The sequence below is a fragment of the Croceicoccus sediminis genome (assembly GCF_007570835.1).
Taxonomy (GTDB): Bacteria; Pseudomonadota; Alphaproteobacteria; order Sphingomonadales; family Sphingomonadaceae; genus Croceicoccus; species Croceicoccus sediminis.
This window is the reverse complement of sequence record NZ_SUNC01000005.1, coordinates 146,325-172,115: the sequence shown is the minus strand read 5'-3', so window position 1 is coordinate 172,115 and position 25,791 is coordinate 146,325. Positions and strand designations below refer to the sequence as shown.

Annotated in this window: 28 protein-coding genes, 1 tRNA gene and 1 pseudogene; 21 read left to right on the top strand and 9 right to left on the bottom strand. The window is 64.7% G+C overall.

The genetic code is table 11. The annotated features are described in order from the left end of the window. The first annotated feature begins 10 nt into the window (after nt 1–10). The 8 genes from catC (at nt 11) to FAX90_RS15705 (ending at nt 6,081) form a co-directional block, all read left to right on the top strand. Complete coding sequence (gene catC, locus FAX90_RS15740) at nt 11–301, top strand: muconolactone Delta-isomerase (RefSeq protein WP_144098379.1); 291 nt, start codon at nt 11–13, stop codon at nt 299–301. 60 nt (nt 302–361) lie between these two features. Then, nucleotides 362–1,252, top strand: a complete 891-nt coding sequence (locus FAX90_RS15735; RefSeq protein WP_144098378.1) for a dioxygenase family protein — start codon at nt 362–364, stop codon at nt 1,250–1,252. A 10-nt stretch (nt 1,253–1,262) separates the two neighbouring features. Beyond that, the gene (locus tag FAX90_RS15730; protein WP_144098377.1) at nt 1,263–1,970 is read left to right on the top strand and encodes a CoA transferase subunit A; all 708 of its coding nucleotides are present in this window, start codon (nt 1,263–1,265) and stop codon (nt 1,968–1,970) included. After that, nucleotides 1,970–2,623 carry a 3-oxoacid CoA-transferase subunit B gene (locus tag FAX90_RS15725; RefSeq protein ID WP_144098376.1) on the top strand — a complete coding sequence of 218 codons (654 nt, stop codon included), beginning with the start codon at nt 1,970–1,972 and terminating at the stop codon, nt 2,621–2,623. The genes FAX90_RS15730 and FAX90_RS15725 overlap by 1 nt, the downstream gene beginning before the upstream one ends. Further along, nucleotides 2,623–3,405: a 3-oxoadipate enol-lactonase gene (gene pcaD, locus FAX90_RS15720; protein WP_144098375.1), complete on the top strand. Its 783-nt coding sequence runs from the start codon at nt 2,623–2,625 to the stop codon at nt 3,403–3,405. The genes FAX90_RS15725 and pcaD overlap by 1 nt, the downstream gene beginning before the upstream one ends. A gap of 7 nt (nt 3,406–3,412) precedes the next feature. Further along, nucleotides 3,413–4,618, top strand: a complete 1,206-nt coding sequence (gene pcaF, locus FAX90_RS15715) for a 3-oxoadipyl-CoA thiolase (protein WP_144098374.1) — start codon at nt 3,413–3,415, stop codon at nt 4,616–4,618. 156 nt (nt 4,619–4,774) lie between these two features. Continuing rightward, a complete protein-coding gene (locus FAX90_RS15710) occupies nt 4,775–5,227 on the top strand; it encodes a MaoC family dehydratase (RefSeq protein WP_144098373.1) in 453 nt (150 codons plus the stop codon). Further along, complete coding sequence (locus FAX90_RS15705; protein ID WP_144098372.1) at nt 5,224–6,081, top strand: HpcH/HpaI aldolase/citrate lyase family protein; 858 nt, start codon at nt 5,224–5,226, stop codon at nt 6,079–6,081. The genes FAX90_RS15710 and FAX90_RS15705 overlap by 4 nt, the downstream gene beginning before the upstream one ends. Before the next feature lie 57 nt (nt 6,082–6,138). Here FAX90_RS15705 and FAX90_RS15700 read toward each other — a convergent pair. From FAX90_RS15700 to FAX90_RS15690, 3 genes are all read right to left on the bottom strand, one after another. Next, nucleotides 6,139–6,214 (bottom strand) — tRNA-Thr (locus FAX90_RS15700). Nucleotides 6,215–6,307: 93 nt separating this feature from the next. Then, nucleotides 6,308–7,231, bottom strand: coding sequence for a hypothetical protein (locus FAX90_RS15695; protein WP_144098371.1), 924 nt, complete (start codon nt 7,229–7,231; stop codon nt 6,308–6,310). Further along, entirely contained in the window at nt 7,195–8,514 is a 1,320-nt protein-coding gene (locus tag FAX90_RS15690) for a replication-associated recombination protein A (RefSeq protein ID WP_144098370.1), read from the bottom strand. The genes FAX90_RS15695 and FAX90_RS15690 overlap by 37 nt, the downstream gene beginning before the upstream one ends. Nucleotides 8,515–8,659: 145 nt before the next feature. Here FAX90_RS15690 and FAX90_RS15685 point away from each other — a divergent pair, with 145 nt between their 5' ends. After that, on the top strand, nt 8,660–9,118 hold the full coding sequence (locus FAX90_RS15685) for a hypothetical protein (RefSeq protein ID WP_144098369.1): 459 nt from the start codon (nt 8,660–8,662) through the stop codon (nt 9,116–9,118). On the opposite strand, the gene FAX90_RS15680 is transcribed toward FAX90_RS15685, so the two are convergent. Continuing rightward, nucleotides 9,115–10,317 carry a glycosyltransferase family 4 protein gene (locus FAX90_RS15680; RefSeq protein ID WP_144098368.1) on the bottom strand — a complete coding sequence of 401 codons (1,203 nt, stop codon included), beginning with the start codon at nt 10,315–10,317 and terminating at the stop codon, nt 9,115–9,117. The two genes, FAX90_RS15685 and FAX90_RS15680, sit on opposite strands and share 4 nt — an antisense overlap. Before the next feature lie 199 nt (nt 10,318–10,516). On the opposite strand from FAX90_RS15680, the gene FAX90_RS15675 reads away from it, so the two are divergent. From FAX90_RS15675 to gspN, 8 genes are read left to right on the top strand one after another with little or no spacing between them, the layout of a single operon-like run. After that, a complete protein-coding gene (locus tag FAX90_RS15675; RefSeq protein WP_144098367.1) occupies nt 10,517–11,374 on the top strand; it encodes a type II secretion system protein N in 858 nt (285 codons plus the stop codon). Further along, the gene (gspD, locus tag FAX90_RS15670; RefSeq protein ID WP_144098366.1) at nt 11,371–13,539 is read left to right on the top strand and encodes a type II secretion system secretin GspD; all 2,169 of its coding nucleotides are present in this window, start codon (nt 11,371–11,373) and stop codon (nt 13,537–13,539) included. Before FAX90_RS15675 ends, gspD begins: the two co-directional genes overlap by 4 nt. 4 nt (nt 13,540–13,543) lie before the next feature. Further along, complete coding sequence (locus FAX90_RS15665; RefSeq protein ID WP_144098365.1) at nt 13,544–15,130, top strand: GspE/PulE family protein; 1,587 nt, start codon at nt 13,544–13,546, stop codon at nt 15,128–15,130. After that, nucleotides 15,130–16,359 carry a type II secretion system inner membrane protein GspF gene (gspF, locus tag FAX90_RS15660; RefSeq protein ID WP_144098364.1) on the top strand — a complete coding sequence of 410 codons (1,230 nt, stop codon included), beginning with the start codon at nt 15,130–15,132 and terminating at the stop codon, nt 16,357–16,359. Before FAX90_RS15665 ends, gspF begins: the two co-directional genes overlap by 1 nt. Nucleotides 16,360–16,381: 22 nt before the next feature. Further along, a complete protein-coding gene (gene gspG, locus FAX90_RS15655; protein WP_144098439.1) occupies nt 16,382–16,828 on the top strand; it encodes a type II secretion system major pseudopilin GspG in 447 nt (148 codons plus the stop codon). Between the two features lie 6 nt (nt 16,829–16,834). Next, nucleotides 16,835–18,001 carry a type II secretion system protein GspL gene (gene gspL / locus FAX90_RS15650; RefSeq protein WP_144098363.1) on the top strand — a complete coding sequence of 389 codons (1,167 nt, stop codon included), beginning with the start codon at nt 16,835–16,837 and terminating at the stop codon, nt 17,999–18,001. Beyond that, nucleotides 17,998–18,480, top strand: coding sequence for a type II secretion system protein GspM (gene gspM, locus FAX90_RS15645; protein ID WP_144098362.1), 483 nt, complete (start codon nt 17,998–18,000; stop codon nt 18,478–18,480). The genes gspL and gspM overlap by 4 nt, the downstream gene beginning before the upstream one ends. After that, nucleotides 18,477–19,220 (top strand): type II secretion system protein N, encoded by a 744-nt coding sequence (gspN, locus tag FAX90_RS15640; RefSeq protein ID WP_144098361.1) that lies wholly within the window; start codon nt 18,477–18,479, stop codon nt 19,218–19,220. The genes gspM and gspN overlap by 4 nt, the downstream gene beginning before the upstream one ends. 3 nt (nt 19,221–19,223) lie before the next feature. Here the strand turns inward: gspN and FAX90_RS15635 are convergent, their stop codons facing one another. Next, a complete protein-coding gene (locus tag FAX90_RS15635) occupies nt 19,224–19,676 on the bottom strand; it encodes a Dps family protein (protein ID WP_144098360.1) in 453 nt (150 codons plus the stop codon). 100 nt (nt 19,677–19,776) lie between these two features. Then, the gene (locus tag FAX90_RS15630) at nt 19,777–20,460 is read right to left on the bottom strand and encodes a queuosine precursor transporter (protein WP_144098359.1); all 684 of its coding nucleotides are present in this window, start codon (nt 20,458–20,460) and stop codon (nt 19,777–19,779) included. A 134-nt stretch (nt 20,461–20,594) separates the two neighbouring features. Here FAX90_RS15630 and FAX90_RS15625 point away from each other — a divergent pair, with 134 nt between their 5' ends. The 4 genes from FAX90_RS15625 (at nt 20,595) to FAX90_RS15610 (ending at nt 23,167) form a co-directional block, all read left to right on the top strand. After that, on the top strand, nt 20,595–21,587 hold the full coding sequence (locus tag FAX90_RS15625; protein WP_144098358.1) for an adenosine kinase: 993 nt from the start codon (nt 20,595–20,597) through the stop codon (nt 21,585–21,587). Next, on the top strand, nt 21,584–22,162 hold the full coding sequence (locus FAX90_RS15620; RefSeq protein WP_144098357.1) for an LOG family protein: 579 nt from the start codon (nt 21,584–21,586) through the stop codon (nt 22,160–22,162). The genes FAX90_RS15625 and FAX90_RS15620 overlap by 4 nt, the downstream gene beginning before the upstream one ends. A gap of 117 nt (nt 22,163–22,279) precedes the next feature. Further along, entirely contained in the window at nt 22,280–22,579 is a 300-nt protein-coding gene (locus FAX90_RS15615; protein ID WP_240704945.1) for a hypothetical protein, read from the top strand. A gap of 96 nt (nt 22,580–22,675) precedes the next feature. After that, on the top strand, nt 22,676–23,167 hold the full coding sequence (locus FAX90_RS15610; RefSeq protein WP_205700709.1) for a hypothetical protein: 492 nt from the start codon (nt 22,676–22,678) through the stop codon (nt 23,165–23,167). Nucleotides 23,168–23,212: 45 nt separating this feature from the next. Here FAX90_RS15610 and FAX90_RS15605 read toward each other — a convergent pair whose 3' ends face one another. The 3 genes and pseudogenes from FAX90_RS15605 to serS all read right to left on the bottom strand — a co-directional run. After that, nucleotides 23,213–24,259, bottom strand: coding sequence for a potassium channel family protein (locus FAX90_RS15605; protein ID WP_144098356.1), 1,047 nt, complete (start codon nt 24,257–24,259; stop codon nt 23,213–23,215). A 12-nt stretch (nt 24,260–24,271) separates the two neighbouring features. Next, entirely contained in the window at nt 24,272–25,045 is a 774-nt protein-coding gene (gene surE / locus FAX90_RS15600) for a 5'/3'-nucleotidase SurE (protein ID WP_144098355.1), read from the bottom strand. Nucleotides 25,046–25,049: 4 nt separating this feature from the next. Next, nucleotides 25,050–25,661, bottom strand: a pseudogene (serS, locus tag FAX90_RS16940) (serine--tRNA ligase); the annotation flags it as partial. Nucleotides 25,662–25,791 lie beyond the last annotated feature (130 nt).

The window sequence follows — 25,791 nt, the reverse complement described above, 5'->3', positions numbered from 1 at the left end:
GAGACAATTCGTGCTTTTCAAAGTCGAGATGGATGTAAACGTTCCGCACGGTTACGATTCGGACAAGTTCGAGCAATTGAAGGCCGCCGAAAAGGCGCGCTTTCAGGAACTGCAGCGTGCCGGGACATGGCGCCACATCTGGCGCGTCGTCGGCCAGTACAGCAACGTCAGCATCTTCGACGTGGAAAGCAACGCGGCGCTGCACGACATCCTGATGTCGCTGCCGCTCTACCCTTTCATGACGATCAGCGTCGTTGCCCTTTGCCGCCATCCCTCGTCGCTTCACGACGACGACAGGTAAGCCCCCCGACCGCAAGCGAAGCCCCTTCGCTTAATTCACAACCGATCCGAGGAGAGGATCATGACTAACGATTTCCTTCAAACTCCCGCAGTACAGACCCTGCTGGATCGTTCGGCCGGGATAGATCAACCCGGCGGCGATGCCCGCCTCAAGGCGATCACGCGCGACCTGCTCGAAGGGCTGATGGCGACGATCATCAAGCATGACATTACCGAAAGCGAATTCTGGCAGGCGATCAGCTTCCTCCAGAACGGCGCGCAGGAACTTGGCCTGATCGTGCCGGGTGTCGGCCTTGAACACTTCATGGACCTCGTCATGGACGAACGCGACGCCGAAGCCGGCCGGACGGGTGGCACGCCGCGTACGATCGAAGGCCCGCTCTATGTCGCGGGCGCACCGATCGTCGAAGGCGACGCCAACCTCACCTCCGATCCGGACGAAACCGGCACGCTGCGCATGCAGGGCCAGGTTACCGGCCCTGATGGAGAGCCGGTCAAGGACGCGATTCTTCACGTCTGGCACGCCAATTCGAAGGGCTTCTATTCGCACTTCGATCCCACGGGCGAGCAGACCCCGTTCAACAACCGCCGCCGGATCAAGCTTGGCGACGATGGTCGCTACAGCTTCCATTCGAAGATGCCGAACGGCTATTCGGTGCCACCGCAGGGCGCGACCGACGTGCTGATGCAGGCGCTGGGCCGCCACGGCAATCGCCCGGCCCACGTCCACTTCTTTATTGAGGCACCGGGCTATCGCACGCTGACGACGCAGATCAATTTCGGCGACGATCCCTTCGCCCGCGACGATTTTGCATTCGGCACGCGCGATGGACTGCTGCCCGTTCCCGAACGCGACGGCATCGATGCGGGCATCGTCTTCGATTTCAGCCTGCAGCGGGCGACTTCGCATGACGAAGAGGAATTCTCCGCCCGCGCCCGCGCAGAGGCTTGAGACAGGCACGATGAGCAAGGTATTCCAAAGTCCGGCCGCCGCGCTTGACGGATTGCTGTTCGACGGGATGACGATCATGTCGGGGGGCTTCGGCCTCTCCGGCAATCCCGAATCCCTGATCCCCGCGATCCGCGATGCCGGGACGAAAAATCTGACCGTGATCTCGAACAATGCCGGGGCCGACGGCTTCGGACTTTGGATGCTGCTCGAAAGCCGGCAGGTGAAGAAGATGATCTCGTCCTACGTGGGGGAGAACAAGCTTTTCGAAAGCCAGTACCTGTCGGGCGAACTGGAACTGGAACTCAATCCGCAAGGGACGCTGGCCGAACGCATCCGCGCAGGCGGGGCGGGCATCCCGGCGTTCTATACGAAAACCGGCGTCGGGACGGTCGTGGCCGAAGGCAAGCCGGTCGAAACGTTCGAGGGACAGGAATACGTTAGAGAAACTTGGCTGCGTTCGGACCTGTCGATCGTGAAGGCTTGGCGCGCGGACGAATCCGGAAACCTGATGTTCCGCAAGACGGCGCGAAACTTCAATCCCAACATGGCGACGGCGGGCAAAGTCACGGTTGCCGAAGTCGAGGAAATCGTGCCCGTCGGCACGTTCGACCCCGACTGCATCCACACGCCGGGCATCTATGTCGACCGCGTCGTGCTTTCGACCATCAACGAAAAGCGGATCGAAAAGCGCACCGTGCGCCAGAAGGACCCGGCCTGATGGGCTGGACACGCGATGAAATTGCCGCCCGCGCGGCGCGCGAACTGCGCGACGGGTTTCATGTGAACCTTGGCATAGGCATTCCCACGCTGGTCGCCAATCACGTGCCCGAGGGTATCAACGTGACGCTGCAGAGCGAGAACGGGATGCTGGGGATCGGCCCGTTTCCCGAAGAGGACGAGGTCGACCCCGACCTCATCAACGCGGGCAAGCAGACCGTGACCGCGTTGCCGACCTCAAGTTTTTTCTCAAGCGCCGACAGCTTTGCGATGATCCGCGGCGGACATATCGACATGGCCGTTCTGGGCGCGATGGAAGTGTCTGCCGACGGCGACCTTGCCAACTGGATGATTCCGGGAAAGATGGTGAAGGGCATGGGCGGCGCGATGGATCTTGTCGCCGGGGTGAAGCGCGTGGTCGTCGTCATGGATCACGTGGCGCGCGACGGCAGCCCCAAGATACTGCCCGAATGCAACCTGCCGCTGACGGGCAAGCGCGTTGTGGACATGATCATCACCGATCTTGCCGTATTCACCATCGATCGCGACGCAGGCGGACTGAAGCTGATCGAACTGGCCCCCGGCGTCAGCGTTGCGGACGTGCAGGCCCGGACCGGCGCTCCCTTCGCGCATTCGTTCGAGGGCGCGGCCTGATGTCCTTTACCGACGTTTCCGGCGCGCGGATCTACTGGAAGCTGGAGGGGCGCGACGATGCGCCCGCGCTCGTCCTGCTCAATTCCATCGGCACGGACATGGACCTTTGGGACCCGCTGCTGCCGCAGCTGCGCGAACAGTTCCGCCTGCTGCGCATCGACACGCGCGGCCACGGGGCATCCGACGCGCACGACACCGGGGACTATTCGCTGGAAATGCTGGCGAACGACGTCCTGGCCGTGGCGGACGAGGCTGGTCTTCACGGTTTTTCCATCGCTGGCGTGTCGCTTGGCGCGATGATCGGGATGGAACTGGCACTCTTGCAGCCGGAGCGGGTGGAGAAGCTGGCGCTGGTCTGCACATCGGTAACGATGGACCCGGCCGCGTGGCAGGCCCGCATCGACACGGTTCTGGGCCAGGGCATGTCCTCCATCGCGGAGCTGGCGATGGGGCGTTTCCTGTCGCCTGAAATGCGGGAGGACGACCCTGCGCTTTACGACACCGTCTTGCGGCAGCTGGTCGCGATGGACCCGCACGGCTATGCCGGGTGCTGCGCGGCGATCCGCGACATGGACCTTGCAGGGCGCATCGGCGGGATCGCATCGCCCGTTCTGGTCGTGACCGGCACGCGGGACGCATCGACCCCTTATGAAGGGCATGGCGCGTTTCTGGTAGATACCATTCCGGGCGCCGTTCATGTGTCTGTCGATGGCGCGCATCTCGCCACGTTCGAAGCGCCCGAAGCCCTGGCGCAAGCCCTGATTTCTTTTGTGAAAAGCTGAAACACCCATGTCCGAAGCCTTCGTCTGCGACGCAATCCGAACTCCGATCGGAAAGCTGGGGGGATCGCTCTCCACCATCCGCGCCGACGATCTGGCCGCGATCCCCTTGCGCGCGCTCGTCGAACGCAACGCAAAGGTCGATTGGGCGGCGGTAGACGATGCGATCATGGGCTGCGCCAATCAGGCGGGTGAGGACAACCGGAACGTCGCGCGCATGGCGGTCTTGCTGGCAGGTCTTCCCGAAACCATTCCGGGCGTGACGGTGAACCGGCTCTGCGCCTCGGGGCTCAATGCGCTGGGCAATGCGGCACAGGCGATACGATGCGGCGATGCCGACCTGATGATTGCGGGCGGCGTCGAATCGATGACGCGTTCGCCCTATGTCATGGGCAAGGCGGAATCGGCATTCGGGCGCGGTCAGAAGATCGAGGATACGACGCTGGGCTGGCGTTTCGTCAATCCCGCGATGAAGGCGGCGCACGGCGTCGACACCATGCCCCAGACGGCAGAAAACGTCGCGGAGGAATGGCAGGTCAGCCGCGAGGACCAGGACCGCTTCGCGCTCGCCAGCCAGGAAAAGGCCGCGAACGCACAGGAAAGCGGGCGCTTTGCGGTTGAGATCGTTCCGGTCACGATACCCCAGCGCAAGGGCGATCCCGTCGTTTTTGCACGCGACGAACACTTGCGTGCGACATCGCTGGAAGCGCTTGCCAAATTGAAGCCGGTCGTGCGGCAGGACGGCACCGTCACCGCGGGCAATGCCTCCGGCCTCAACGACGGGGCGGCGGCGATGCTGGTCGCCAGCGAAAGCGCCGCGCACCGCCACGGCCTGACCCCGCGTGCCCGCGTCGTCGGGATGGCGGCGGCCGGTATCGCGCCCCGCGTCATGGGCGTCGGCCCGATCGAGGCCGCGCGCAAGGTCCTGTTCCGCACCGGCCTGACGATGGACCAGATGGATGTCATCGAACTCAACGAGGCATTCGCAAGCCAGGCCATCGCGACCTTGCGCGAACTGGGCATCGATCCGATGTCGGACACGCGCGTCAATCCGAACGGCGGGGCCATCGCGCTTGGCCACCCGCTCGGCATGTCGGGCGCCCGGACCGCGATGAGCGCGGTCGAGCAGCTTCAGCAGGAAAAGGGGCGCTATGCGCTCGTCTTCCTGTGCATCGGGGTGGGGCAAGGGTTGGCCGTCGTGCTGGAGCGGGTCTGACGCGCTGCTGCCTTTCCCTGAAAAGGTACGATAGGGCGGTTTCGATGCGTGGCTGGGCGCATCATAGATGAAATCTATCCAGCCACACCCCGACTTTCGATTTCCCAAGCGTGATCCGGCAACCTAGATATAGAGCCATCAGAGGAGAGGATCTGCATGGCCGGACGTTTTTATGGCGATTGGAACGTGGGTGACACGATCACGCACGAAATCGGGCGGACCGTCACCGAGACGGACAACCTGCTGTTCACGACGATGACCCACAATCCGCAGCCGCTGCATCTTGATGCCGAGGTGGCAAAGGAAAGCGAATTTGGTCAGATTCTCGTCAACGGGACTTTCACTTTCGCATTGATGGTCGGTCTGTCGGTCGGCGACACGACGCTTGGAACGCTTGTCGCCAACCTTGGCTATGACAAGCTTACGATGCCCAAACCGGTCTTTATCGGCGACACCTTGCGCGCCCGCACAGAAGTGGTCGAGCTCAAGGATTCGCGGTCCCGTCCGGGTTGCGGCATCGTGACGTTCCGGCACGAACTGTTCAATCAGCGCGGCGAAGTCGTCTGTCAGTGCCTCCGCATGGCTCTCCTGAAAGGAGCGTCTGCATGAAGCTGCGCTCGCTGCTGTTCGTCCCCGGCGACAGGCCGGAACGCATGGAAAAGGCGATGGGCCTTGGGGCCGATGCGCTCCTCTTCGACCTCGAAGATTCGGTGGCCGCCGACCGGAAGGCCGAGGCGCGCGAGAACGTGGCCCAGTTCCTGCGTGAGCGTTCGGACCGCGCCGAACAGGGCGCGCCGCGACTTTTCGTGCGCATCAATCCTCTCGACGGGCCTTGGGCGCAAGGCGATCTGGCGCAAGTGATGCCTGCCGGGCCTGACGGGCTGGTCCTGCCCAAGTGCGAAAGCGCGGATACGGTCGCGGCGCTCATGACGCTCATCCCCGAAGATCAGCGCGTACCTGTCCTGCCGATCGCATCGGAGACGCCTGCCGCGATCTTTGGAATGGGCACATATGCCTCTTGCGCCGCGCATCTTGCAGGCGTGACCTGGGGGGCCGAGGATCTGCCCGCGGCAATCGGCGCCAGCACCTCACGCGAAGCGGACGGTTCCTACACGCCGCCCTATCAGCTGGCCCGCTCCCTCACGCTTTTCGCCGCCCATGCTGCAGGTGTGCCGGCGGTGGAAACGGTCTATCCGGCGATCAAGGACCTCGACGGTCTGGCCGCCTATGCCGCGCGCGGCGCGCGGGACGGGTTTACCGGGATGATGGCCATTCACCCCAGCCAGATCGCGGTCATCAATGACGCGTTTACGCCGTCCGAGGAAGAAATCGCCCACGCGCGCAGCGTCGTGGCTGCCTTTGCCGCAAATCCGGGCGTCGGCGCGCTGCAACTGGACGGCAAGATGATCGACGCGCCGCACTTGCGCCAGGCCCAGGCATTGCTGGCCCGCGCCAACTGTTGAGGCCACGGCGAGGCACCCTGCAAGGGGTGCTTCAAAGCGGATATTGTCGGGGTTGCCTGGTGCCGGCTGCAGGATTCGAACCCGCGGCCTGATGATTACAAATCAACTGCTCTACCAACTGAGCTAAGCCGGCCCGAGGCATCGGATCGCCCCCATGCACAAGGGCGCGGCGCTCGTCCAGCCCTTCTGCAACGCAAGGCGACGATATTCTCAATTTGGGTGCCATTCACGGCGCGCCGAAAGTCCACCCCTCGGTGCGCGCGATCGTCGGCGTAAGCGCGGCGGGCGACCAGAGTCCGGCGATTCCGGCAGCACCGCGTAGCCATGCGGCAGTCAGCAGCGCGTCGGAGGCATGGTCGGTCACCGGCCCCGTGCGCCCGATTGGGGCAGATCCCAGGACGCAAAGTGCGGCGTCGAGGTCTGCCAAGTCGCGGATCTTGCTCCTCCCAGCGGCGCGCGCTGCGGTGACGGCAGAGATCGCGGTATAGATTTCGGCGATGACCGGGCCCGACCGGGGCAGCGGATCTATGGGCCAGACCGGGATCCTGCCGTTCAGCCGGTTGAGGACCCGCATTCCCGTCAGGCTGGACTTGCCCACCTGTGCCGCGCCGACCAGGTTGAAATTCGAATAGGGCTTGCACCCCAGCGCCTCCTGCGCCCGTTCGGTCACCCTGAAACGGCCGCGCCTGTCCTGCGCGTCGGGTGCATGGAACCGGTCGCCTTCACGCCCGCCGTGGCGGCGGAAATAGCGCGAGAGTTCGGGATGATCGACGAAGCTACCGGCCGACAGATAATCGTCCCCGGCGCAGATATCGTCGATCACCTGCCACAGCGCCTTCGCGTCGGCTGGGCTGTCCTGCCAACCGGGAAAGAACGCACCGCAATCGGCAAAGGGCAGCGATATGCCAAGGTCCAGCCCGACCAACGTGTCGTCGGGCAAGTCTTCGCGCAAAAACGACAGCACATCGGCGCGCGACCATGTGCGTTCCGGCTCGATCAGCACGGGCGGTCCGCCTTCTGATGCGGCCAAGGCGACAGCGATGCCTTTCTGCCGCGGCCCGGCAGCGCCAGACCAGTCAATGGCGACGAAGTGCCGGAAGGCGGGCGGCGGGATCAGCCCTGACGCTCCCGCCGCTTGCGCTCCCACCATTCCATCCTCTCGATCACCTGCCGCTCGAACCCGCGCGGAACGGGGTGGTAGTATTCGGTCCGCTCCATCCCATCGGGCCAGTAGTTCGCGCCCGAAAAGCCGCCTTCGGCATCGTGGTCATAGGCATAGCCCTTGCCGTAGCCCAGGTCCTTCATCAGCTTCGTCGGGGCGTTGAGGATATTCTGAGGCGGGGCAAGGCTGCCGGTTTCACGCGCGCTTTTCCATGCCGCCTTCTGCGCCTTGTAAGCCGCGTTCGATTTGGGCGCGGTGGCGCAATAGAGGCAGGCCTGCACGATGGCGAGCTCGCCTTCGGGGCTACCCAGGAACTCGTAGGCGTCCTTGGCGGCAAGGCACTGGACCAGCGCCTGGGGGTCGGCCAGCCCGATATCCTCGCTGGCAAAACGGACGAGACGCCGCAGGACGTAAAGCGGTTCCTCCCCCGCCGTCAGCATGCGCGCCATCCAGTAGAGCGCGGCCTGCGGATCGGACCCGCGTAGCGACTTGTGAAGCGCGGAAATCAGGTTGTAATGCCCGTCGCGATCCTTGTCATAGACCGCCAGCCGCCGTTGCAGGAACTTGCGCAGGCCATCGGTGTCGAGGGGATCTTCGATCTTGGCCGCATAGAGCGTTTCTGCCTGGTTGAGCAGGAAACGCCCGTCGCCATCGGCACTGGCGACCAGCGCCGTGCGCGCATCGGGATTCAGCGGCAGCGGACCCGCCAGTTCCTCGGCCCGGCCCAGCAACAGGTCCAGCGCAGCCTCGTCCAGCCGTTCCAGCACCAGTACCTGCGCGCGCGACAGCAATGCGGCGTTGAGCGCAAAGCTGGGATTTTCGGTCGTCGCGCCGACCAGAGTGACCGTTCCGCGTTCCACGAAGGGCAGGAAACCGTCCTGCTGCGCGCGGTTGAAGCGGTGAATCTCGTCCACGAACAACAGGGTGCGTTGCCCTGCGGCTTGTGCCTTCTCGGCTTCTGCAAACGCTTTCTTGAGGTCGGCGACACCCGAAAAGACCGCGCTGACCGCGGCAAAGCGCATTCCCACGCTGTCGGCCAGAAGCCGCGCGATGCTGGTCTTGCCGGTGCCGGGCGGGCCCCACAGGATCATGCTGGTCAGCCGTCCTGCCGCGACCATGCGCCCGATGGTGCCTTCGGGGCCGGTCAGGTGGTCCTGCCCCACCACGTCGGCCAGCGTGCGCGGGCGCAGGCGATCGGCCAGCGGTGCATCTTCGCCCGGTTCGGGCTGGCTTGTCGGCGGGGGCGCGTCGGATTCGAAAAGGTCGGTCATCGGCCCTGCCAATCTAGTCGACCGTCGCCAGATTGCGAGTGGGGACGGTGCCGGGCGTGTGGGTAAAGCGGTCCGGCCCGGTTTGCTTCCCGGCATTCTTCAAGTTAGCTTCGCCTACAGAGGGATCGAGGAGGGGAAACGGACAATGACCGCATCCGATCGCATAAGGGCGCCGACCAGTTTCTGGATCGTCGCATTCCTGAGCCTTTTGTGGAACGCCTTCGGCGCGAACGACTATGTCCAGACGCAGCTTGGCAACCGTTCCTATATCGAGGGGATGACGCAGGGCACCGGCCTTACCGTCGATCAGCTTATGGCCTATTACAACGGCTTTCCGGGGTGGATGGACGCGGCTTGGGCGCTGGGCGTGTGGGGATCGGTGGCAGGGTCGATACTGCTGCTGCTACGCAGCCGGTTCGCGCTTCACGCATTTCTGATCTCGCTCATCGGGCTGGTGTTCACCACGGCCTGGACCATCGCCAGCCCCATGCCGGGGCAGACCAGCATGCTGGTGCCCCTCATCTTCACGGTCGTGATCTTCGCCGTGCTGTTCGCGCTGATCTGGTATTCGCGAAAGATGTACGCGAAGCGGGTTCTGGCTTAACCGCGCTTTTCCAGCAGCCGCCAATAAGTGTCGGCGACGGCCTGGTTGATCGTGTCCCAAGCAAAGTCGCGGGCGCGCATTTCGCCGGCCTTCCCATGCGCGCAGGCAAGGGCCGGATCGGTCAGGTAACCTTCCAGCGCCTCGGCAAATGCAGTGGTGTCGCCCGGTGTAACCAGCCGCCCCGAAACACCATCGGCGACAAGGCTCTCGCTACCCGTGGCGGCGGCTGCGACGACCGGTAGCTGGCAGGCCATCGCCTCCAGCGTGACGTTGCCGAATGTCTCGGTGATGGAAGGGTTGAACAGCATGTCCATGCTGGCGACCGCGCGGCCGAGGTCGGCCCCGCTCTGATGCCCGACAAACACCGCACCCTTGTCGTCCCTTGCTGGAAGGTTCTCCTCGAACCAGCTGTGTGCGGGCCCTTCGCCGATGACCATGACGCGGTGCGCGACGCCGCGTTCGCGCAGCTTCGCGATCGTCGCGGCATAGACGTCGAGGCCCTTTTCCATGACCAGCCGGCCCAGAAAGCCGACGACCTTTTCGTCGTTCGCGATACCCAGCGACCGGCGCCACGCCATGTCGCGCGCGCCGGGGTGGAACACGTCCCGGTCGACCCCGCGCGTCCACAGCGAGACATCGTCGTTCATGTCCTGCTCTTTAAGCACGCGGACCATCGATTCCGACGGCGCGACCAGCGCGTCGCAGCGTTGATAGAACCGGCGCAGCATCTTCACGACCAGGGGTTCGAGGAACGCCATGTTGTAATAGCGCGGATAGGTTTCGAACCGCGTGTGGACCGAGGCGAGCACGGCAACATCGCGGTCGCGCGCCCATGATACGGCGCGGTGGCCGACGACGTCGGGGCTGGCGACATGGACGATGTTGGGGTCGAATTCGGCCAGGTTCTCACGAACCGAAGGCGAAAGGGCCAATGGAAAGCGGTATTCCGCTCGGCCCGGAATCGCAAAAGAGGGCACGCCGATCAGCGGTCCGGTCGCCGGGAATGCGGGATTTTCCACGACCGGCGAATAGGTGCGAACTTGCGCGCCTTGCCGCAAGAGATAGCCGACCAGCCGGTTCAGCGCCTGATTCGCTCCGTCGCGAACGTAGTTGTAGTTTCCGCTGAACAGCGCGACGCGCAGACCCGCAAGGGGGGCATCGCTGGCGTTATCCGTGGTCGAGGCGGCATATTGCGACATGGCGAAGCGCCTTAGCTTTCACGGCACGGTTTGGCGAGAGGGTCCGCCAGAATAAGCGGCGATCGAAGTGATTTGACATAAATGTGTCAAATCTTTGAGACATGGGGTGCAACGCGCTCCATAGTCGGGCGGGAATCGCGCGGTGGTTGAACCGGGATTTGGTGGGTCATAAACCCCTGTGCGGATATAGACGGGTGGAATGAAGAACTTGCGATTCGTTCGCGGCGATGGCGGTGGCCGAAGGTTCACTCTGCCGGGACTGCACGACGTGCTCTGGTGGCTGTTGGCCATCGGGATCGTTGTCGCTGGCGCGCAGCTGGCGTGGATGGTGCTTGCCCCGGTCAGTCCGCTGGGCGACTGGAAGCCTGCACGCGTGCGGCTGATGGACGATGGGGCCCGATCCGCGCTGATGACGGGCTTCGATCCCTTCAACCGCGATGTCGCGGTCGTGGCCGGCCCGGCCCAAGTCGCGACCGTCACCGATCTTCCGCTCACGCTCTATGGTATCAGGGTCAATCCCTACTCGGGCGGCGGAACCGCGATCATCGCCGGTTCAGACGGAGAGCAGCAGGTGTTCCGCATCGGTGAGGAGGTCATGCCCGGCGTGACGCTTGCGGCCGTGGCGTTCGATCACGTGACGCTGGGCCGGGGCGGTGCGTCGGAACTGCTCTATCTCGACCAGTCGAAACCGGTGCCGACGATCGCGCCTGCCACGCTCGGCAATTCGGTCGCGCCGCCGCATGTCGCCCCGCCACCGCCTGCCGCACCGGCAAGAGGGGCAGGGCAAATCGGGGCGAGTGATTTGCGGTCCGGGATTTCCTTTGGCGGGAACGCTGAAGGCGGCGGGGTCACGCTCAACCCCGGTGGTGACGGTTCGGTCTTTGCAGGTGCGGGCCTACGTCCCGGCGACGTGCTGGTCTCGGTCAATGGCCAGGCCGTTACGGGCCAGCAAGACCTTGCCGGTTTTGCCGGGCAGCTGCGGCCCGGTTCGAATGTTTCCATGACCGTTCGGCGCGGCGGACGCGACGTTCCGGTCAAGATCACGGTGTCTAAATGAAGTCTTTCGTGCGTAAGTTTTCCGTCGGCCTGATGGCAGCCTCGCTGCTTTCGCTGCTTTCGCTGTCCGCGCCGCAGGCCGCCTTCGCGCAATATGCGCTGAACGTGCGCGATGCCGACATCCGCGCTTTCGTCGCCGATGCGGCGCAAGTCACGGGCCGCACTTTCATCGTCGACGGGCGCGTGAACGGGAAAATCTCTGTCGTCACCGAACGCCCGCTTTCGCGCAGCGAGTACTTCGAGGTGTTCCTCGCCACCCTGCGCGCCAACGGGCTTGTCGCCATCCCTATTGGCAACGGTGCGTTCCGCATCCAGCCCGCCGCCAATGCCGCGTCGCAGCCCTCGCGCCTGGGCACCGCGGGCGCGCCAGCGAACGCGCTCGTCACCGAGGTAATCCGGCTCGGCTCGGTCGAGGCTTCGCAGGCGGTCGAAACGCTGCGCCCGCTGGTCAGCCAGGAAGGTTCGATCACCGCGAACCAGTCCGCCAATTCGCTGGTCGTCGTCGACTATGCCGACAATCTGCGCCGTATTCGCGCGCTGGTACAACAGATCGACCGCGACAATTCGAGCACCGAGATGATCGGCCTCAACCACGCCGGCGCGCGCGAAATCGCCGCCGCTCTGACCCAGCTTGTCCCGCAGGGCGCGCAGGGCGGGGCGCTGGCCAGCGTCGTCGCGGTCGACAGCTCGAACTCACTGCTTCTGCGCGGCGAACGCGACACGTTGAACAAGCTGGCCGCGATGGCCCGCGATCTGGACGAGCGTGCGGCCAGCGGTTCGGAAGTCAAGGTCATCTGGCTCGATTATGCCGATGCGGCGACGATGGTCCCGATGCTCGAAATGTTGGTCGGCGGATCGGGCAGTTCGTTCATGCCCGCCGCGGGCAGCACGGTCACCGCAACGACCGGCGGGGGCGACGATGCCAGCATCGGTTCGGGCCTTGCCAATCGGCAGATGACGGGCGGCGGCGGCGGGACCGGCTCCATCGGCGGCGGTGCGATTGAACTGGCGGGCGGCCGCGGCACGGCGATCATCACGCGCTATCCGGGTGCCAACGCCATCGTCATTTCCGCACCCGTGGACATTCAGCGCCGGCTTGCCGAACTGATCCGCCAGCTCGACATCCGGCAGGACCAGGTCCTGGTCGAGGCGATCATCGTCGAGGTTTCGGAAACCGTGGCCAAGGAACTGGGCGTCCAGTTCCTGATCGGGGGCAAGGACATGCCCTTTGCCGTCACCAATTTTTCAAACGTCGCGCCCAACATCATCGATATCGCGGGCGGTTTGATCGCCGACGCGGTCGATGCCGACACCACCACGGTCAGCGACGGTGTCGTCGTCACGACGTCCAGTTCTGGCACCGGGGACCTGCTGCGCGAAAACGCGGCGCAGGCGGCCCTTGGCGCAAGTGGCGGTTATCTGGGCGGATATACCTCGATCGGCAATAACCGTTATCTCGGCGCGCTGATCAACGCGATCCAGTCGGATTCCAATTCGAATATACTGTCGACGCCGCACATCACGACGAACGACAACGTTCCCGCGTCGATCCTGTTCGGTCAGGAGATCCCGGTTTCAACGGGAGAGGCGCTTTCGGGCAATTTCGACAATGCCTTCCGCACGATTCAGCGGCAGAACGTCGGCATCGAACTGGACGTGACGCCGCAGATCAATGCCAGCGATCAGGTCCGCCTCGACCTGCGACAGGAAGTGAGTTCCATCGCGGGGCCGGTGTCGAACGACTTCAACGAACTGATCATCAACAAGCGCGAGATCAAGACGACCGTGACGGTCGGCGACCGCGAGATCCTGGTGCTGGGGGGGCTGCTCGATGATAATGAGCGGCGCACGATCCAGAAGATCCCTCTGCTGGGCGACATTCCGATCATCGGCGAACTGTTCAAGTCGCGCGGCAAGAGCCATGCGAAGACCAACCTGATGGTGTTCATCCGCCCCACGATCCTGCGCAGCGCGCGTGACCGGCAGGAAGTCACCGCGCGCCGCTATGGCGTGATCCGCGATGCCCAGCAGGCGTTCTCGCCCGATCGCGAACCGTCTATTGACGAACTCGTCATCGACTATCTCGGTGCGGCCCCGCCCCAGATGCCCAACAGCCCCGATGACATCATTATCACGCCCGCCGACGAAGCTGGGGCCGCGCAGTAAGCCGATGGCCGAACCGACGCCTCTCGACAGTGACGTGCCGCTGGGCGACGATGTCGCGCTTGCGGGCGCGGCGGCTGTTGTCGTGCCCGAAGGCGGCCGCGGTACGCCGCTGCTGACTTATGCCGAGGCGCGCGACTGGGGCGTGATCGTGGCGGACGAAGACGTGAACGGCGCGGTCCCGCTGGTCCTGCGCGAAGGAGCGGACGCTATGGTCTTGCTCGAACTTCGCCGCCGCTTTGCGCGCCCTCTTTCGGTGCGCAGCGCGACCGCGACCGAATTCGAGAAGCTGCTGAGCGAAGTCTATGGCGATACCGGCGCGCTGGAGGCCGATACGCTTGGCTTCGACGGGCCGGACGATGCGCTGGCCTATGGCCTGCCCAGCGCCGAGGACCTGCTGGACAGCGCCGACGATGCGCCTGCGATCCGCCTGATCAACGGGCTGATCGCGCAAGGCCTGCGCGAAGGCGCGTCGGACATTCATATCGAGCCTTATGAACAGGCGCTCGTCGTGCGTTTCCGCGAAGACGGCGTGCTGAAGGAAAAGCTGCGCATGCCGCCGCACGTCGCGCCAGTGCTGGTCAGCCGCATCAAGGTCATGGCCCGGCTCGACATTGCCGAACGCCGCGTGCCGCAGGACGGTCGCATCGGGCTGTCGCTGGGCAGAAAGCTGGTCGACGTGCGTGTCTCCACCCTGCCGAACCGCGCGGGCGAGCGCGTCGTCATGCGTCTGCTCGACAAGGAAAACGCCGGGATAGAGCTGTCCGAGCTCGGTCTCGACCAGCATACCGAAGGCGTGCTGACGCGGGCGCTCAACGAACCCAACGGGATCGTGCTGGTCACCGGGCCGACCGGTTCGGGCAAGACCACCACGCTCTATGCGGGGCTGCGGGGCCTCAACGATGGTCAGCGGAATATCCTGACTGTGGAAGACCCTGTGGAATACGCTGTGGACGGGGTGGGGCAAACGCAGGTCAATGCCAAGGTCGGCCTGACCTTCGCGGCCGGTTTGCGCGCCATCCTGCGACAGGACCCCGACGTCGTCATGGTCGGCGAAATCCGCGACAAGGAAACCGCCGACATCGCGGTGCAGGCCTCGCTTACCGGGCACCTCGTGCTTTCGACCGTCCACACCAACGATTCGGTCGGCGCGATTACCCGCATGCGCGACATGGGGGTCGAACCCTTCCTGCTGGCCAGCACGCTGCGCGCCGTGATCGCCCAGCGGCTGGTTCGCCGCCTGTGCAAGCATTGTCGGCGAGAGGGCGTGATCGATCCGGCGCTGGCCGCGATGCTGGATATCAAACCGGGGCGCACGGTCTGGCACCCGGTCGGTTGCGATCATTGCAACCAGTCGGGATATTCGGGCCGCATCGGCCTGTTCGAGGCGATCCGCATCGACGATACGATCCGCCGCCTCATCAACGCCAATGCCTCGGAAGAGGACATTGCCGACCACGCCTTTGGCAAGGATGCGCAAGGCAACCGGCGCGGTATGCGCCTGACGCGCGCGGCCAAGAAACTGGTGCAGGCTGGCGAGACTTCGCCCGAGGAAGCGGCGCGGCTTTCGCGGCGTGAGGACGGGGCCGCCTGATGCCGCGATGGTCCTATCTGGCGGTCGATCCGCAGGGCAAGGAAAGACGCGGCGCGATCGATGCGGCCAGCCTTCCGGCCGCGCGCGAACAATTGGCGACGCGGCGTTGGCATGTGCTTCGGCTGGACGAGGAGGCGGGCAAGGCCTCGGCGGTAGTCAAACCCGGTTCCATCTCGCTACCCAGCCGCAAGCCGAAGCTGCGCGCCAAGCAGCTTGCGTTGTTCACGCGGCAGTTCTCGTCACTGATGATGGTCAGCCCGCTGGAAGAAGCGCTGCGCACGATCAGCCGCCAGACCGAAAAGCCAAAGGCTCGCGCGATCCTGATGAACGTGCACCAGGGCGTGGTCGAAGGCCTGCCGCTGGCAGAAGCGCTGCGCCGTGAACCGGAAAGCTTCCCGCCGATTTACCGCGCGATGATCGCGGCGGGCGAATCGAGCGGCAGCCTGCCGCAGATCGCCGAACGCCTTGCCGACATGCTGGAAAAGCAGGCGGCGGCAAAGGCGAAGATCGTGGCCGCGCTCGCCTATCCGATCATCCTTTCGCTGATGGCCATCGGGGTCGTCACGTTGCTCATGATCTCGGTCGTGCCGCGCGTCGTCGAACAGTTCGACAATGCCGCGCGCCAGTTGCCGTTTTTGACCCGCGCGGTGATCGGCATTTCGCAGTTCATGTCGGCATACTGGTGGGTGCTGGGCGTGGTTATCGCGTTGGCGCTGCTGGGCTTTTTGCGGGCGCTGACGGTGCCGACGTTCAAATACAGGTTCGATGCCTTTCTGCTGCGCCTGCCGTTCATCGGGCGGCTGATCCGCGACGTTCATGCCGCTTCGTTGGCCCGCACGCTGGCGACGATGATCGATGCGCGCCTGCCGCTGGTCGACGGGCTGAAACTGTCCTCACGCACGGTGTCGAACGCGGTTCAGCGCAAGGCGCTGGAACAGATTACCGAGAAAGTGCGCGGCGGTACGTCGCTGTCCACCGCGCTGCGCGAGGCGGGGACGTTCCCACCGCTGCTCGTCTATCTCGCTTCCAGCGGGGAAAGCGCGGGGCGGCTGGGCGACATGCTGGAACGCGCGGCCGACTATCTCGAACGCGAATTCGCGCAGTTCACGGCGGCTGCCATGGCGCTGCTCGAACCGCTTATCATCATCGTCATGGGCGTGATCGTCGCGCTCATCATCCTCGCCATTCTCTTGCCGATCCTGCAGTTGCAGGACCTCACCGGCCTTTGAAATCACCAACCGGATGGAAACCATGACCAACCAGACCCGCAAGACCGCCCGCAAGGCCCGCCGCAACGGTTTCAGCCTCGTCGAACTGATGGTGGTGCTGTTCATCATCGCGCTGCTGGCGACGGCGGTGGCGATCAACGTCCTGCCCAGCCAGGACAAGGCGATGCGGGTGAAGGCCGAATCCGATATCGCGACGCTCAGCCAGGCGATGGAAATGTACCGCCTCGACAACGCCAGCTATCCGGGTGCGAGCGAGGGGCTGTCGGCGCTGGTCAATCCGCCCGCCACGCTGGCCATGCCGCAGAATTATCGCAGCGGCGGTTATATCAAGTCGCTGCCGACCGATCCGTGGGGTCGCCCGTACCAGTTTCGCAGCCCTGGCCAGAACGGCGGCGCATTCGAAATCTATTCGCTGGGCGCAGATGGCCAGCCCGGCGGCGAAGGGGATGATGCCGACATCGTCGGCTGATCACGCATGGCGCTGCGACTGAAACACGACTTGCCCGAAGACGGGGTGACCGGCGACGGGCCGGAGGGCCTGTTCGTCCTGCTTCCCGAAGTGCCGGGCGGCGAATGGCGTTACTGGCATGTCGATGGCGGCACGCTGGGCAGCGACCACCGCTTCGCGCCCGGCCACGATGCGCCGTGGGGCGATCTGGAAGGCATGCGCGTCGTCGCGCTGGCCCCTGCCGCCCTTGCGCCGGTTCGCATCGCGCCGCGCGGCGAAATGCCGATCGCACAGGCCTTGTCTGCAACGCGGCTGGACCCGCCGGGCCTGCGCGCGCCGATGGCCGACACGCATATCGCGGTCGCTGCCTCCGCCGATGGCGACGCCGTGCTCTGTTCTGCCGTGGCCAAGTCGGACATGGACGCGTGGCTGGGCGAACTGGCGACGGCTGGCCTCAATGTCGATGCGCTGGTGCCTGCCGCGCTTGCCCTGCCGAGGGCGGATGCGGGGACTGTCGCATCGGGCGAACTGGGCGGACAGGCGCTTGCCCGAACGCCAAGCGCGGCATTTGCCGGGGAAGCGGACCTTCTGCCCGCGCTCGCGCCCGGAGCGGATAGCGTTGCGGTGGATGAGGATCGGCTGGCAGCCCGCCTTGTCGAGACGTTCCGCCATCCCGAACTCGACCTGCGGCAAGGGGCCTATGCCTTGCCGCGCGTATCCTATTTCCGCCTGCCGGACTGGGCGCAGCTGGCGCGCATGGCCGCGATCCTGGCCCTGCTGGTGTTCCTGATCTTTGTGGTCGAAACGGTAAAGCTGAACCTCGATGCCAATGCACGAGAGGACGCCGCGATCGAGGCCGCGCGCGCCCGCTTCCCCGGTGTTGGCGATCTTGCCGGTGCAGAGGCGGAGATCCGCGCCGAACTGCTGCGCCGCGGCGTAGGCGGCGTCGCCTTTGCCGACAGTGCACCAGCGGTATTCGCCGCGATGCAGCCCAATCCCTCGATCAACTTGCGCAACCTCAACTGGCGCGCGGACGGCACGTTGGCAATCCGCGCCGCTGCCCCCACCGATCAGGCACTGAACCAGATGCTGATCGCGCTGCAACGGGATGGCTGGCAAGTCACCGCACCCCCGCAAGTCGCGCCCGATGCCAGCGGATCGACCGTGGCAGACATCACCGTGAGGGCACCATGAAATCGGTTTGGACACCGGCGCGGGACTGGTTCCTTGGCCTTACCACGCGCGAACGCGTCCTGGTGGGCGTGGCAGGCGTTCTGGCGGGCGTGCTTTTGATCATCTACGGCCTGATCCTGCCGCTGGGCGCGGCGCACGATGCGGCCCACGTTCGCCATCGTGAGGCGGTGATCGCCGCCGGACAGGTCATGGCGGGGCTGGAACAGCTGGACGCCGCACCTGCGCCTCAGGGCGGGGCGGGGCCGGTTGCGCAGGCCGTGGCGCAGATCGCCGATGCCGAAGGGCTGGTGCTGCAATCGAACGATCCGCGCGGCAATGACGGAACTCTTGTCGTCATCCCGACCGCGGCGCCGGGGTCCGCCTTCGCGTTTCTGGACCTTTTGCGCAGGCAGGGCATCGTTGCCGAACAGGTGACGATCACGCCAGCGGCCGACGGATCGGTTTCGGTCAACGCCACGATGCGGAGGGCGGGATCGTGATCGGGCGCTGGATATTCATTCGCGATGCTCGCCTGTCCCGGACGACGAAGATCGTGCTGGGCCTGCTGGCTTTGGTCGCGCTGGTCGCCATGTTCCCGCTTCGCGTCGCGCTGGGCGCGGCGAACGGCGAAGGGTCGCTCTCCGCGCGCGAAGTCGCGGGCACGGTGTGGAGCGGTCAGGTCGGCAATCTGCAGGCCGGGTCGTTGCCGCTGGGCAATCTTGATGTCGGCTTGCGGCCCCTGCCGCTGCTGACCGGCACGGCGGAGTTCGCTTTGAACCGACCCGCAATGCCCGGCCAGCCGCAGTTCCACGCCTACGCCCGCGGGGGTGAGGGCTGGGCCGCCTTGCGCGATACCAACGGCGAATTGCCGCTGTCGGGTGCGATGTCGCCGCTTCCGGTTCGTGCGCTGAGTTTTGCCGACTTCGCGGTGGAGCTTCGCGGCGGTCGCTGTGTCGCCGCGTCTGGCACGCTGGGCATCGCGATCCCCGCGCTGGGCCCCACGCTTCCGGCAGAGACCTTCATGTCCGGCCCCGCGCGGTGCGAGGGTGATGCCCTGTTCGTGCCGATGAAAGGGCCGAGCGGGACCGAGACGCTTGCGTTCCGGCTGGAGCCTGACGGCAAATGGCGCGCCGACCTCGTTCTGACCGGTCTCCCGGTCGAGGTCAGCGCGCCATTGCTGGATATGGGGTTCACCGGCAGGCCCGAGGGGATCGGGCTGTCGGCGAACGGAAGCCTGTAAGGATCAGCCGAGGATCGAGGAGAGGAACCAGACGCGTTGTTCCGCCTGGTCGGTCCAGTCGTCGATCAGCCCGTCTGTCGCGTTGTCGCCGGCGTCGCCTGCAAGGTCCTTCAGTTCCTTGAGCGATGCGACCAGCGCCGCATTGTCGTCGCGCAGCTTTTCCACCATGACCATCGCGTCGAGCGAGGTGTCATCCTCGTCGGCCACCTTGGTCTTCGCCGCGACCGATCCGATCGAAGTCAGCGTGTCGCCTTTGATCTTGCGGACGCGTTCGGCGATCACGTCGACGTTGCCGAAAATCTCGGCGGCCTGTTCGTCGAACAGCAGGTGCAGGTCGCGGAAATCGCGGCCCTTTACGTGCCAGTGAAAGTTCTTCGTCTTGAGATACAGGGCGAGATGGTCGGCCAGCAGTCCGTTAAGACCGTCTACCAGTGCCTTCGTCGCGTTGTCGCCCATGTTTTAACTCCTGTCATTCGCTTCTTGGTTCACCCATTCAACGGGTGAGCCTTGATCGCGTTTCCGGAGGAAAACCGGTCACTGCATTCGGATTAGTCGATCACTGAACCCGGCTGTCGAGCTTTCGCATGAATGCGGAGAACCAGGTGACGAGGAAAGGGATCAGCACGATCGAAAGCACGACCTTGGCGAGCATTTGCCCGGCCAGCAGGGGCAGGATCGGAAAGACGCCTAGGAACGCGACGGTGATGAAGATGACCGTGTCGAGAGCCTGCGACAAGGCCCCGGCAAGACCGGCGCGGATCCACATCGGGCCGCCGAACTTCGTCTTGAGCGCGCTGATCACCGTGATGTTCAGGATCTGCGACGTACCATAGGCGATGGGACCGGCGATCCAGATCCGCCACGTCGCGGTCAGGATCATCTGGATCGCGTCGAGCCGTTCGGGCTGCATTTCGGGTGAGGCGGGCATCGCCGCCACGAGCAGCGACAGGATGATGGAGGCGAAGATCGGGACAAAGCCCCACAGCACCAGCTTGTTCGCGACCGTGCGGCCATAGACCTCTGCCACCGCGCCGCCCATCGCGACCAACAGCAGGAACGCGAACATCCCCGCCTCCACCGCCAAGGGACCAAGCGCGACCTGCTTGTTGCCCAGCAGGCCCGCGAAGGTGCACATGCCGCCATAGAACAAGGCGACGGCAAAAAGGCCGGGGGCAAAGAGGCCCTTGGGCACGGCGACAAGGGTTTGCGGAGCGGCCTGGTCGGCAGGGGATTCGTTCATCTTCCCAGCGATAGCGGCTTTACAGAGGCGGGCAAGGGGGCTGAAACCACCTGTCTTGATTGACCGGCCGATGCGGCGTGTATAGTTGCGGCCGAAACCTCCCCGACAAGCAGAACGGATTCCCCTTTTCCGCCATGGCCAGCGAACAATTCGATATCGTCGCGTTGGGCGACGCCATTGTCGACGTGCTTGCACGCCGGGACGAGGCATTCCTCGAAGCTGCCGGCGTCAGGAAGGGCACGATGCGCCTTCTGGAAGACGACGAGGCCGAGGCACTGGCCAGCGCCATGGCGACGAGCGGCCACGTTGAGGAAGTGCCCGGCGGGTCCGCGGCCAATACGCTTGCGGGCGCGGCGTCGTTGGGCGCCAAGTGCCGTTTCATCGGGCAGACCGGCGATGACCGGCTGGGCACGCTTTTCGCCTCGCACATGTACGGGCTGGATATCGCGTTCGATACGCCGCCGATCCGGCACGCGCCGACCGGGCGCTGTTTCATCCTGGTCAGTCCCGATGGCGAGCGCACGATGCAGACGTCGCCCGCCGCCAGCCACCGGCTGACCGTCGACGCCCTTGACGAGGACGCGATCCGCGGCGCGCAAATGCTGTTCCTCGAAGGCTATCTCTGGGGCCCGGAAACGCCCCGTGCCGCGATGCGCCGCGCGATCGAACTGGCCCATGCCGAGCGCCGCAAGATCGCCTTTACCCTTTCCGATTCCATCGCGCTCCCCGGTCGCCGCGACAGCCTTGCCAAGCTGGTTGCCGATGGCGCGGTCGATATCCTGTTCGCCAATGAGTACGAGGCGAAGCTGATGGCCGGTGTCGATGACAGCGAAGCGGCGATCGCCCTGCTGTCCAAACAGGTCGAAACGCTGGTCCTGACCAAGGGCCCGCACGGCGCGATGGCCGTTTCGCGCGGCGAGCGCATCGAAGTGCCCGCCGCGCCCGTTCCCGAAGTGGTCGACACAACCGGGGCGGGGGACCAGTTTGCCGCCGGTTTCCTTGCCGCCCATGTCGCGGGCGCGGATGCCGAGCATTGCCTGAAAAGCGGGGCACGGGCCGCCGCTTCCGTCATCACCCACGTCGGCGCGCGCCCCATCGGCGGCTTCGAGACAGGAGACCATGGATGAGCGCGATCCGCAGCCTTGCCGTCTATTGCGGGTCCGCCGCCGGCACCAATCCGAAACATACCGAGATTGCGAAGCAGCTTGGCGCCGAAATGGTCTCTCGCGGGATTGATCTTGTCTATGGCGGCGGCAAGCTGGGCCTTATGGGCACCATCGCCGATGCCGTGCTGGATGCAGGGGGCCGTGTCTATGGCGTGATCCCGGCTGCTCTCGTCAGCCACGAAGTCGCGCATGTCGGTCTGACCGAGCTTCACGAAGTCGCCGACATGCATCAGCGCAAGGCCAAGATGACGCAGCTTGCCGACGGCTTCCTGTGCATGCCGGGCGGGATCGGCACATTCGACGAACTGTTCGAGGCATGGACCTGGAACGCGCTGGGCTATCATTCGAAGCCGTTCTGCCTGCTCAACACCGATGGTTACTGGGACAAGTTCATGTCCTTTTGCGACCACGTCCGCGACGAAGGCTTCATGAGCGCGGCCCGCCGCGACCAGCTTTTGAGTGCGGACACCATCGGCGATGCCATAGACAAGCTGGACGCTGCCGCCAGCGCGGCGGAGAACAAGCCGGTCTGGTAACGTCTTTCTCCCATCGCCGCAGGTGATACGCGCGATGAGGGTTCGACCATGGCAGAGAACTGTCCCGATCGTGGCGGGGCCGTTCCCGTGTAGCACAGCGTGTTTCCAATGCTCTGCGTGCGGCACGACGCGTTTCCGGCTATATCGCTCGTGACAGGTTTGGGAGAAGGCGCCATGCGGTGGGTGTTGATCGTGTTCCTGGCGCTTTATGCCATTGCTCTTGTCCTTTTCCTGATCGGCACTTTCGGCTTGTTCGGATCGCCGCAAGGGCCATTGGCGGGCGTTTTCCTGATACCGATCGGCCTGCCGTGGAATATCATTGCGGATCGCGCGGGGCTTGCGCCGCTGGCGGCAGGAATACTCTCGCCCGCGATAAACGCCTTGATCATTTACCTTGTTTGGCGAAAATTCGCCTGACGGATACGATTCGAAACCGGTCGTCGCGGCCTGCCGCGTGCCGGTCTATCGGTGTTCTGTATCCGCTTACACTCGACGGTTGGGGAGTACGACGCAATGAGAATGCCTTACCTGCTTTTGACAAGTGTTCTGGCCGGCACGCTTGCCGCCTGCGGTTCGCCTGACACGACGGCTGATGAGCCCGCGACTGCCCCCGCCGATACTCAGGCCTCCGCCGGTGAGATGGACGCATCGAATGGACCTCCGCCGCCTGCCGACGGGTCTGATGCGCTGGTGCCCGGCACCGATTACCAGGCAACCACGATCATTCCGTGCGGCTTCGATGGCGCAGCCCCCACCCAGCAATGCGATGCGGGCGTGAAGCGTAACTGGGGCGAGGCTGGCCAGAGCCTGGTCGAAGTGACGAAGCCCGATGGCATGAAGCGGGCGATCTTCTTCAAGGGGACCGAAGCTTATGGCGCGGACAGTTCAGAGGCGGACGGTTCGGCGGCCTGGGATTTCGACACGACGCGGGATGGCGACGAAGTGACGATCAAGTTCGGTCCCGAAACCTACGTGGTATTCGACGCCCTTCTGACCGGCGGATAATTTCGTGAGCAGCGCGCCGGGCCACGCGGCCCGGCGCCTGTTCGCCTATAGCACGCCCGGACCGCATTCCGGTGTCGGGCGGATTACGACGATCATGTCGCCTTCCTGCACCGACTGCGCGTCGTCTTCCCAATAACCGATGGCACGGCCGTCGCGGTAGAGCCTGAGGCCGAGGCTGCCCGAACCCAGTTCGCGTAGCGAGCGGCCGATGTCCTCTGGCCGCGCTTCGCGTTCGACCAGTTGCACCCGGCCCGTGACCGAGGCGAGGTCCGACAGGTAGTCGGCGGTGTGCATGCCGCTGGCGCTTCCGGCCAGCAGAAGCCCGGTGAAGCGGACCGGGTTGATCACGTTGGTCGCGCCAGCCTGACGGGCGAGCAGTTCGTTGTCGGGCGCGCGCACGACGACGGTGATCGGCACTTCGGGGGCCAGGTGCCGCACGGTCAGCACGATCAGGATCGAACTGTCGTCGCGCCCTGCGGAAACCAGCACCGTCGCCGCCTGCGCGATGCGGACGTCCTGCAGCGATTCGTCGCGCGTGGCATCGGCGTTGATGATGTTGCAGCCCATGTCTTCGGCCAGCTGCAGGCGTTCCTCGCTGCTGTCCATGACGACGATGCAATCGGGACTGGTGCCTCGCGCGATCAGTTCGGCCACCGCTTCGGAGCCGGAGACGCCGAAGCCCAGCACCACGACGTGGTCCTTCAGGCGTTCCTGGATACGGGCCATGCGGTATCTCTCCCAGCTGCGTTTGATGATGAAGTTGTAGGCGGTGCCCACGAAGATGAAGATCACGGCAAAGCGGATCGGGGTGACGATCATCGCCTCGATCATGCGGGCCTTGTCCGTCACCGGTGCAATGTCGCCAAAACCCGTCGTCGTGATCGAAATCATCGTGAAATAGACGACATCGGCAAAGCTGACGACGCCGTCGTGATGGTCGATCAGTCCTTCCCGGTCGCTCCAGTGGATCATCACGACGATGAAGACGAGGAACAGCGCGGCGGACAGGCGGAGCGAGGCATCGGCCCAGACCGGCAGTCCCAGCTTGCGCCTCAGGGGGCGGTGTCGTTGAAGCCGGATGGGCTTGCGCATCGCCACTGTTGGTTAGTCCTCCATCCCCGCAAAACGTTCGGCCAGGGTATCAAGCGACGGATAGTGGGTCAGGTCAAGTTGCAGCGGGGTGACCGCAATGTAGTTTTCCTGTGTTATTTCAAGGTCGGTTTCATGCCCCGGGGTATGTTCGATCGGTTCGAGGCCGAACCAGAAATAGGGAAAACCGCGCGGGTCGGTGCCTTCTACGACGGTGCCGCGGCCATAATCGTGAAAGCCCTGGCGCACGACGCGCACTCCCTTCACGTCCTGGGCCCTCACGGCGGGGAAGTTGATGTTGACCAGCGTGCGGGCCGCGAACGGCATGTCGATCAGTTGGCGCAGTACTTTCGCGCCCCACTTTTCCGCTGCGTCAAAGGAAACCTTTTCCCCTGCATCTTCGCGCGAATAGATCTGGCTCAACGCGATGGAGCGGACGCCTGCCAGCGCGCCTTCTATGGCGGCGGAGACGGTCCCCGAATAGGTGATGTCGTCGCCCTGATTCGCGCCGCGGTTGACGCCCGACAGGATCAGGTCCGGCTTTCCGCCAAGCACCTTTTTCAGGCCCATCGTCACCGAATCGGTCGGCGTGCCGGTGACGGAGAACCGGCGGTCGTCATGGCGGCGCATGCGAACCGGGCGGGTGAGGGTGAGCGAGTGGCCCGCGCCCGACTGTTCCTCGCTCGGCGCGCAGATCCAGATGTCGTCGGAAAGCTGGCGTGCGATGGCTTCCAGCACCTCGAGCCCGCGTGCGTTGATACCGTCGTCGTTGGTCAGAAGAATGCGCATGGCGTCAGGCAGGCTCCAGCTTGTCGATCCCGCCCATGTAGGGGACGAGTGCGGACGGCAGCGTGACGGACCCGTCGGCGTTCTGCCCGTTTTCCAGCACGGCGACCAGCGTGCGCCCGACGGCGAGGCCCGACCCGTTCAGCGTGTGCAGGAACTCGGTCTTCTTCGACCCTTCGGGCTTGTACCGAGCGTTCATGCGGCGGGCCTGGAAGTCCCCGCAATTGGAGATCGAGCTGATCTCGCGGTAAGTGTTCTGCCCGGGCAGCCAGACTTCGAGGTCGTAGGTCTTGCGCGCGGAAAAGCCCATGTCGCCGGTGCACAGCAGCACCTTGCGATAGGGCAGTTCCAGCGCCTGCAGCACCGCTTCTGCCGCGGCGGTCATTTCCTCGTGCATCGCGTCCGAAGCCTCGGGCGTCGTGATGGCGACGAGTTCCACCTTGTCGAACTGATGCTGACGGATAAGACCGCGCGTGTCCTTACCCGCCGAACCCGCTTCGGAGCGGAAGCAGGGGGTGAGCGCGGTCATCTTCATCGGCAGGGCAGCGTTGTCGATGATCTGTTCGCGCACGGCGTTGGTCAGGCTGACCTCGGCAGTGGGGATCAGCCAACGACGTGTCGGGGGTAGCTCGGGCAAAATGGCTCTAAGTAATACCGCGAGGTTTTCCGGAAAGCTGAGGCCCGCGTCGTTCGCAGCTTGTTGCGCCATTTCGTCGAGGTGGTCGACAGAGATATCACCGAACGACCGA

Bases quoted from the DNA above. Each gene is read 5' to 3' on its own strand.
- FAX90_RS15735 (WP_144098378.1), top strand. From the start codon at position 362: ATGACTAACGATTTCCTTCAAACTCCCGCAGTACAGACCCTGCTGGAT.
- FAX90_RS15730 (WP_144098377.1), top strand. From the start codon at position 1,263: ATGAGCAAGGTATTCCAAAGTCCGGCCGCCGCGCTTGACGGATTGCTG.
- FAX90_RS15725 (WP_144098376.1), top strand. From the start codon at position 1,970: ATGGGCTGGACACGCGATGAAATTGCCGCCCGCGCGGCGCGCGAACTG.
- pcaD (WP_144098375.1), top strand. From the start codon at position 2,623: ATGTCCTTTACCGACGTTTCCGGCGCGCGGATCTACTGGAAGCTGGAG.
- pcaF (WP_144098374.1), top strand. From the start codon at position 3,413: ATGTCCGAAGCCTTCGTCTGCGACGCAATCCGAACTCCGATCGGAAAG.
- FAX90_RS15710 (WP_144098373.1), top strand. From the start codon at position 4,775: ATGGCCGGACGTTTTTATGGCGATTGGAACGTGGGTGACACGATCACG.
- FAX90_RS15705 (WP_144098372.1), top strand. From the start codon at position 5,224: ATGAAGCTGCGCTCGCTGCTGTTCGTCCCCGGCGACAGGCCGGAACGC.
- FAX90_RS15695 (WP_144098371.1), bottom strand. From the start codon at position 7,231: ATGGTGGGAGCGCAAGCGGCGGGAGCGTCAGGGCTGATCCCGCCGCCC.
- FAX90_RS15690 (WP_144098370.1), bottom strand. From the start codon at position 8,514: ATGACCGACCTTTTCGAATCCGACGCGCCCCCGCCGACAAGCCAGCCC.
- FAX90_RS15685 (WP_144098369.1), top strand. From the start codon at position 8,660: ATGACCGCATCCGATCGCATAAGGGCGCCGACCAGTTTCTGGATCGTC.
- FAX90_RS15680 (WP_144098368.1), bottom strand. From the start codon at position 10,317: ATGTCGCAATATGCCGCCTCGACCACGGATAACGCCAGCGATGCCCCC.
- FAX90_RS15675 (WP_144098367.1), top strand. From the start codon at position 10,517: ATGAAGAACTTGCGATTCGTTCGCGGCGATGGCGGTGGCCGAAGGTTC.
- gspD (WP_144098366.1), top strand. From the start codon at position 11,371: ATGAAGTCTTTCGTGCGTAAGTTTTCCGTCGGCCTGATGGCAGCCTCG.
- FAX90_RS15665 (WP_144098365.1), top strand. From the start codon at position 13,544: ATGGCCGAACCGACGCCTCTCGACAGTGACGTGCCGCTGGGCGACGAT.
- gspF (WP_144098364.1), top strand. From the start codon at position 15,130: ATGCCGCGATGGTCCTATCTGGCGGTCGATCCGCAGGGCAAGGAAAGA.
- gspG (WP_144098439.1), top strand. From the start codon at position 16,382: ATGACCAACCAGACCCGCAAGACCGCCCGCAAGGCCCGCCGCAACGGT.
- gspL (WP_144098363.1), top strand. From the start codon at position 16,835: ATGGCGCTGCGACTGAAACACGACTTGCCCGAAGACGGGGTGACCGGC.
- gspM (WP_144098362.1), top strand. From the start codon at position 17,998: ATGAAATCGGTTTGGACACCGGCGCGGGACTGGTTCCTTGGCCTTACC.
- FAX90_RS15635 (WP_144098360.1), bottom strand. From the start codon at position 19,676: ATGGGCGACAACGCGACGAAGGCACTGGTAGACGGTCTTAACGGACTG.
- FAX90_RS15630 (WP_144098359.1), bottom strand. From the start codon at position 20,460: ATGAACGAATCCCCTGCCGACCAGGCCGCTCCGCAAACCCTTGTCGCC.
- FAX90_RS15625 (WP_144098358.1), top strand. From the start codon at position 20,595: ATGGCCAGCGAACAATTCGATATCGTCGCGTTGGGCGACGCCATTGTC.
- FAX90_RS15620 (WP_144098357.1), top strand. From the start codon at position 21,584: ATGAGCGCGATCCGCAGCCTTGCCGTCTATTGCGGGTCCGCCGCCGGC.
- FAX90_RS15610 (WP_205700709.1), top strand. From the start codon at position 22,676: ATGAGAATGCCTTACCTGCTTTTGACAAGTGTTCTGGCCGGCACGCTT.
- FAX90_RS15605 (WP_144098356.1), bottom strand. From the start codon at position 24,259: ATGCGCAAGCCCATCCGGCTTCAACGACACCGCCCCCTGAGGCGCAAG.
- surE (WP_144098355.1), bottom strand. From the start codon at position 25,045: ATGCGCATTCTTCTGACCAACGACGACGGTATCAACGCACGCGGGCTC.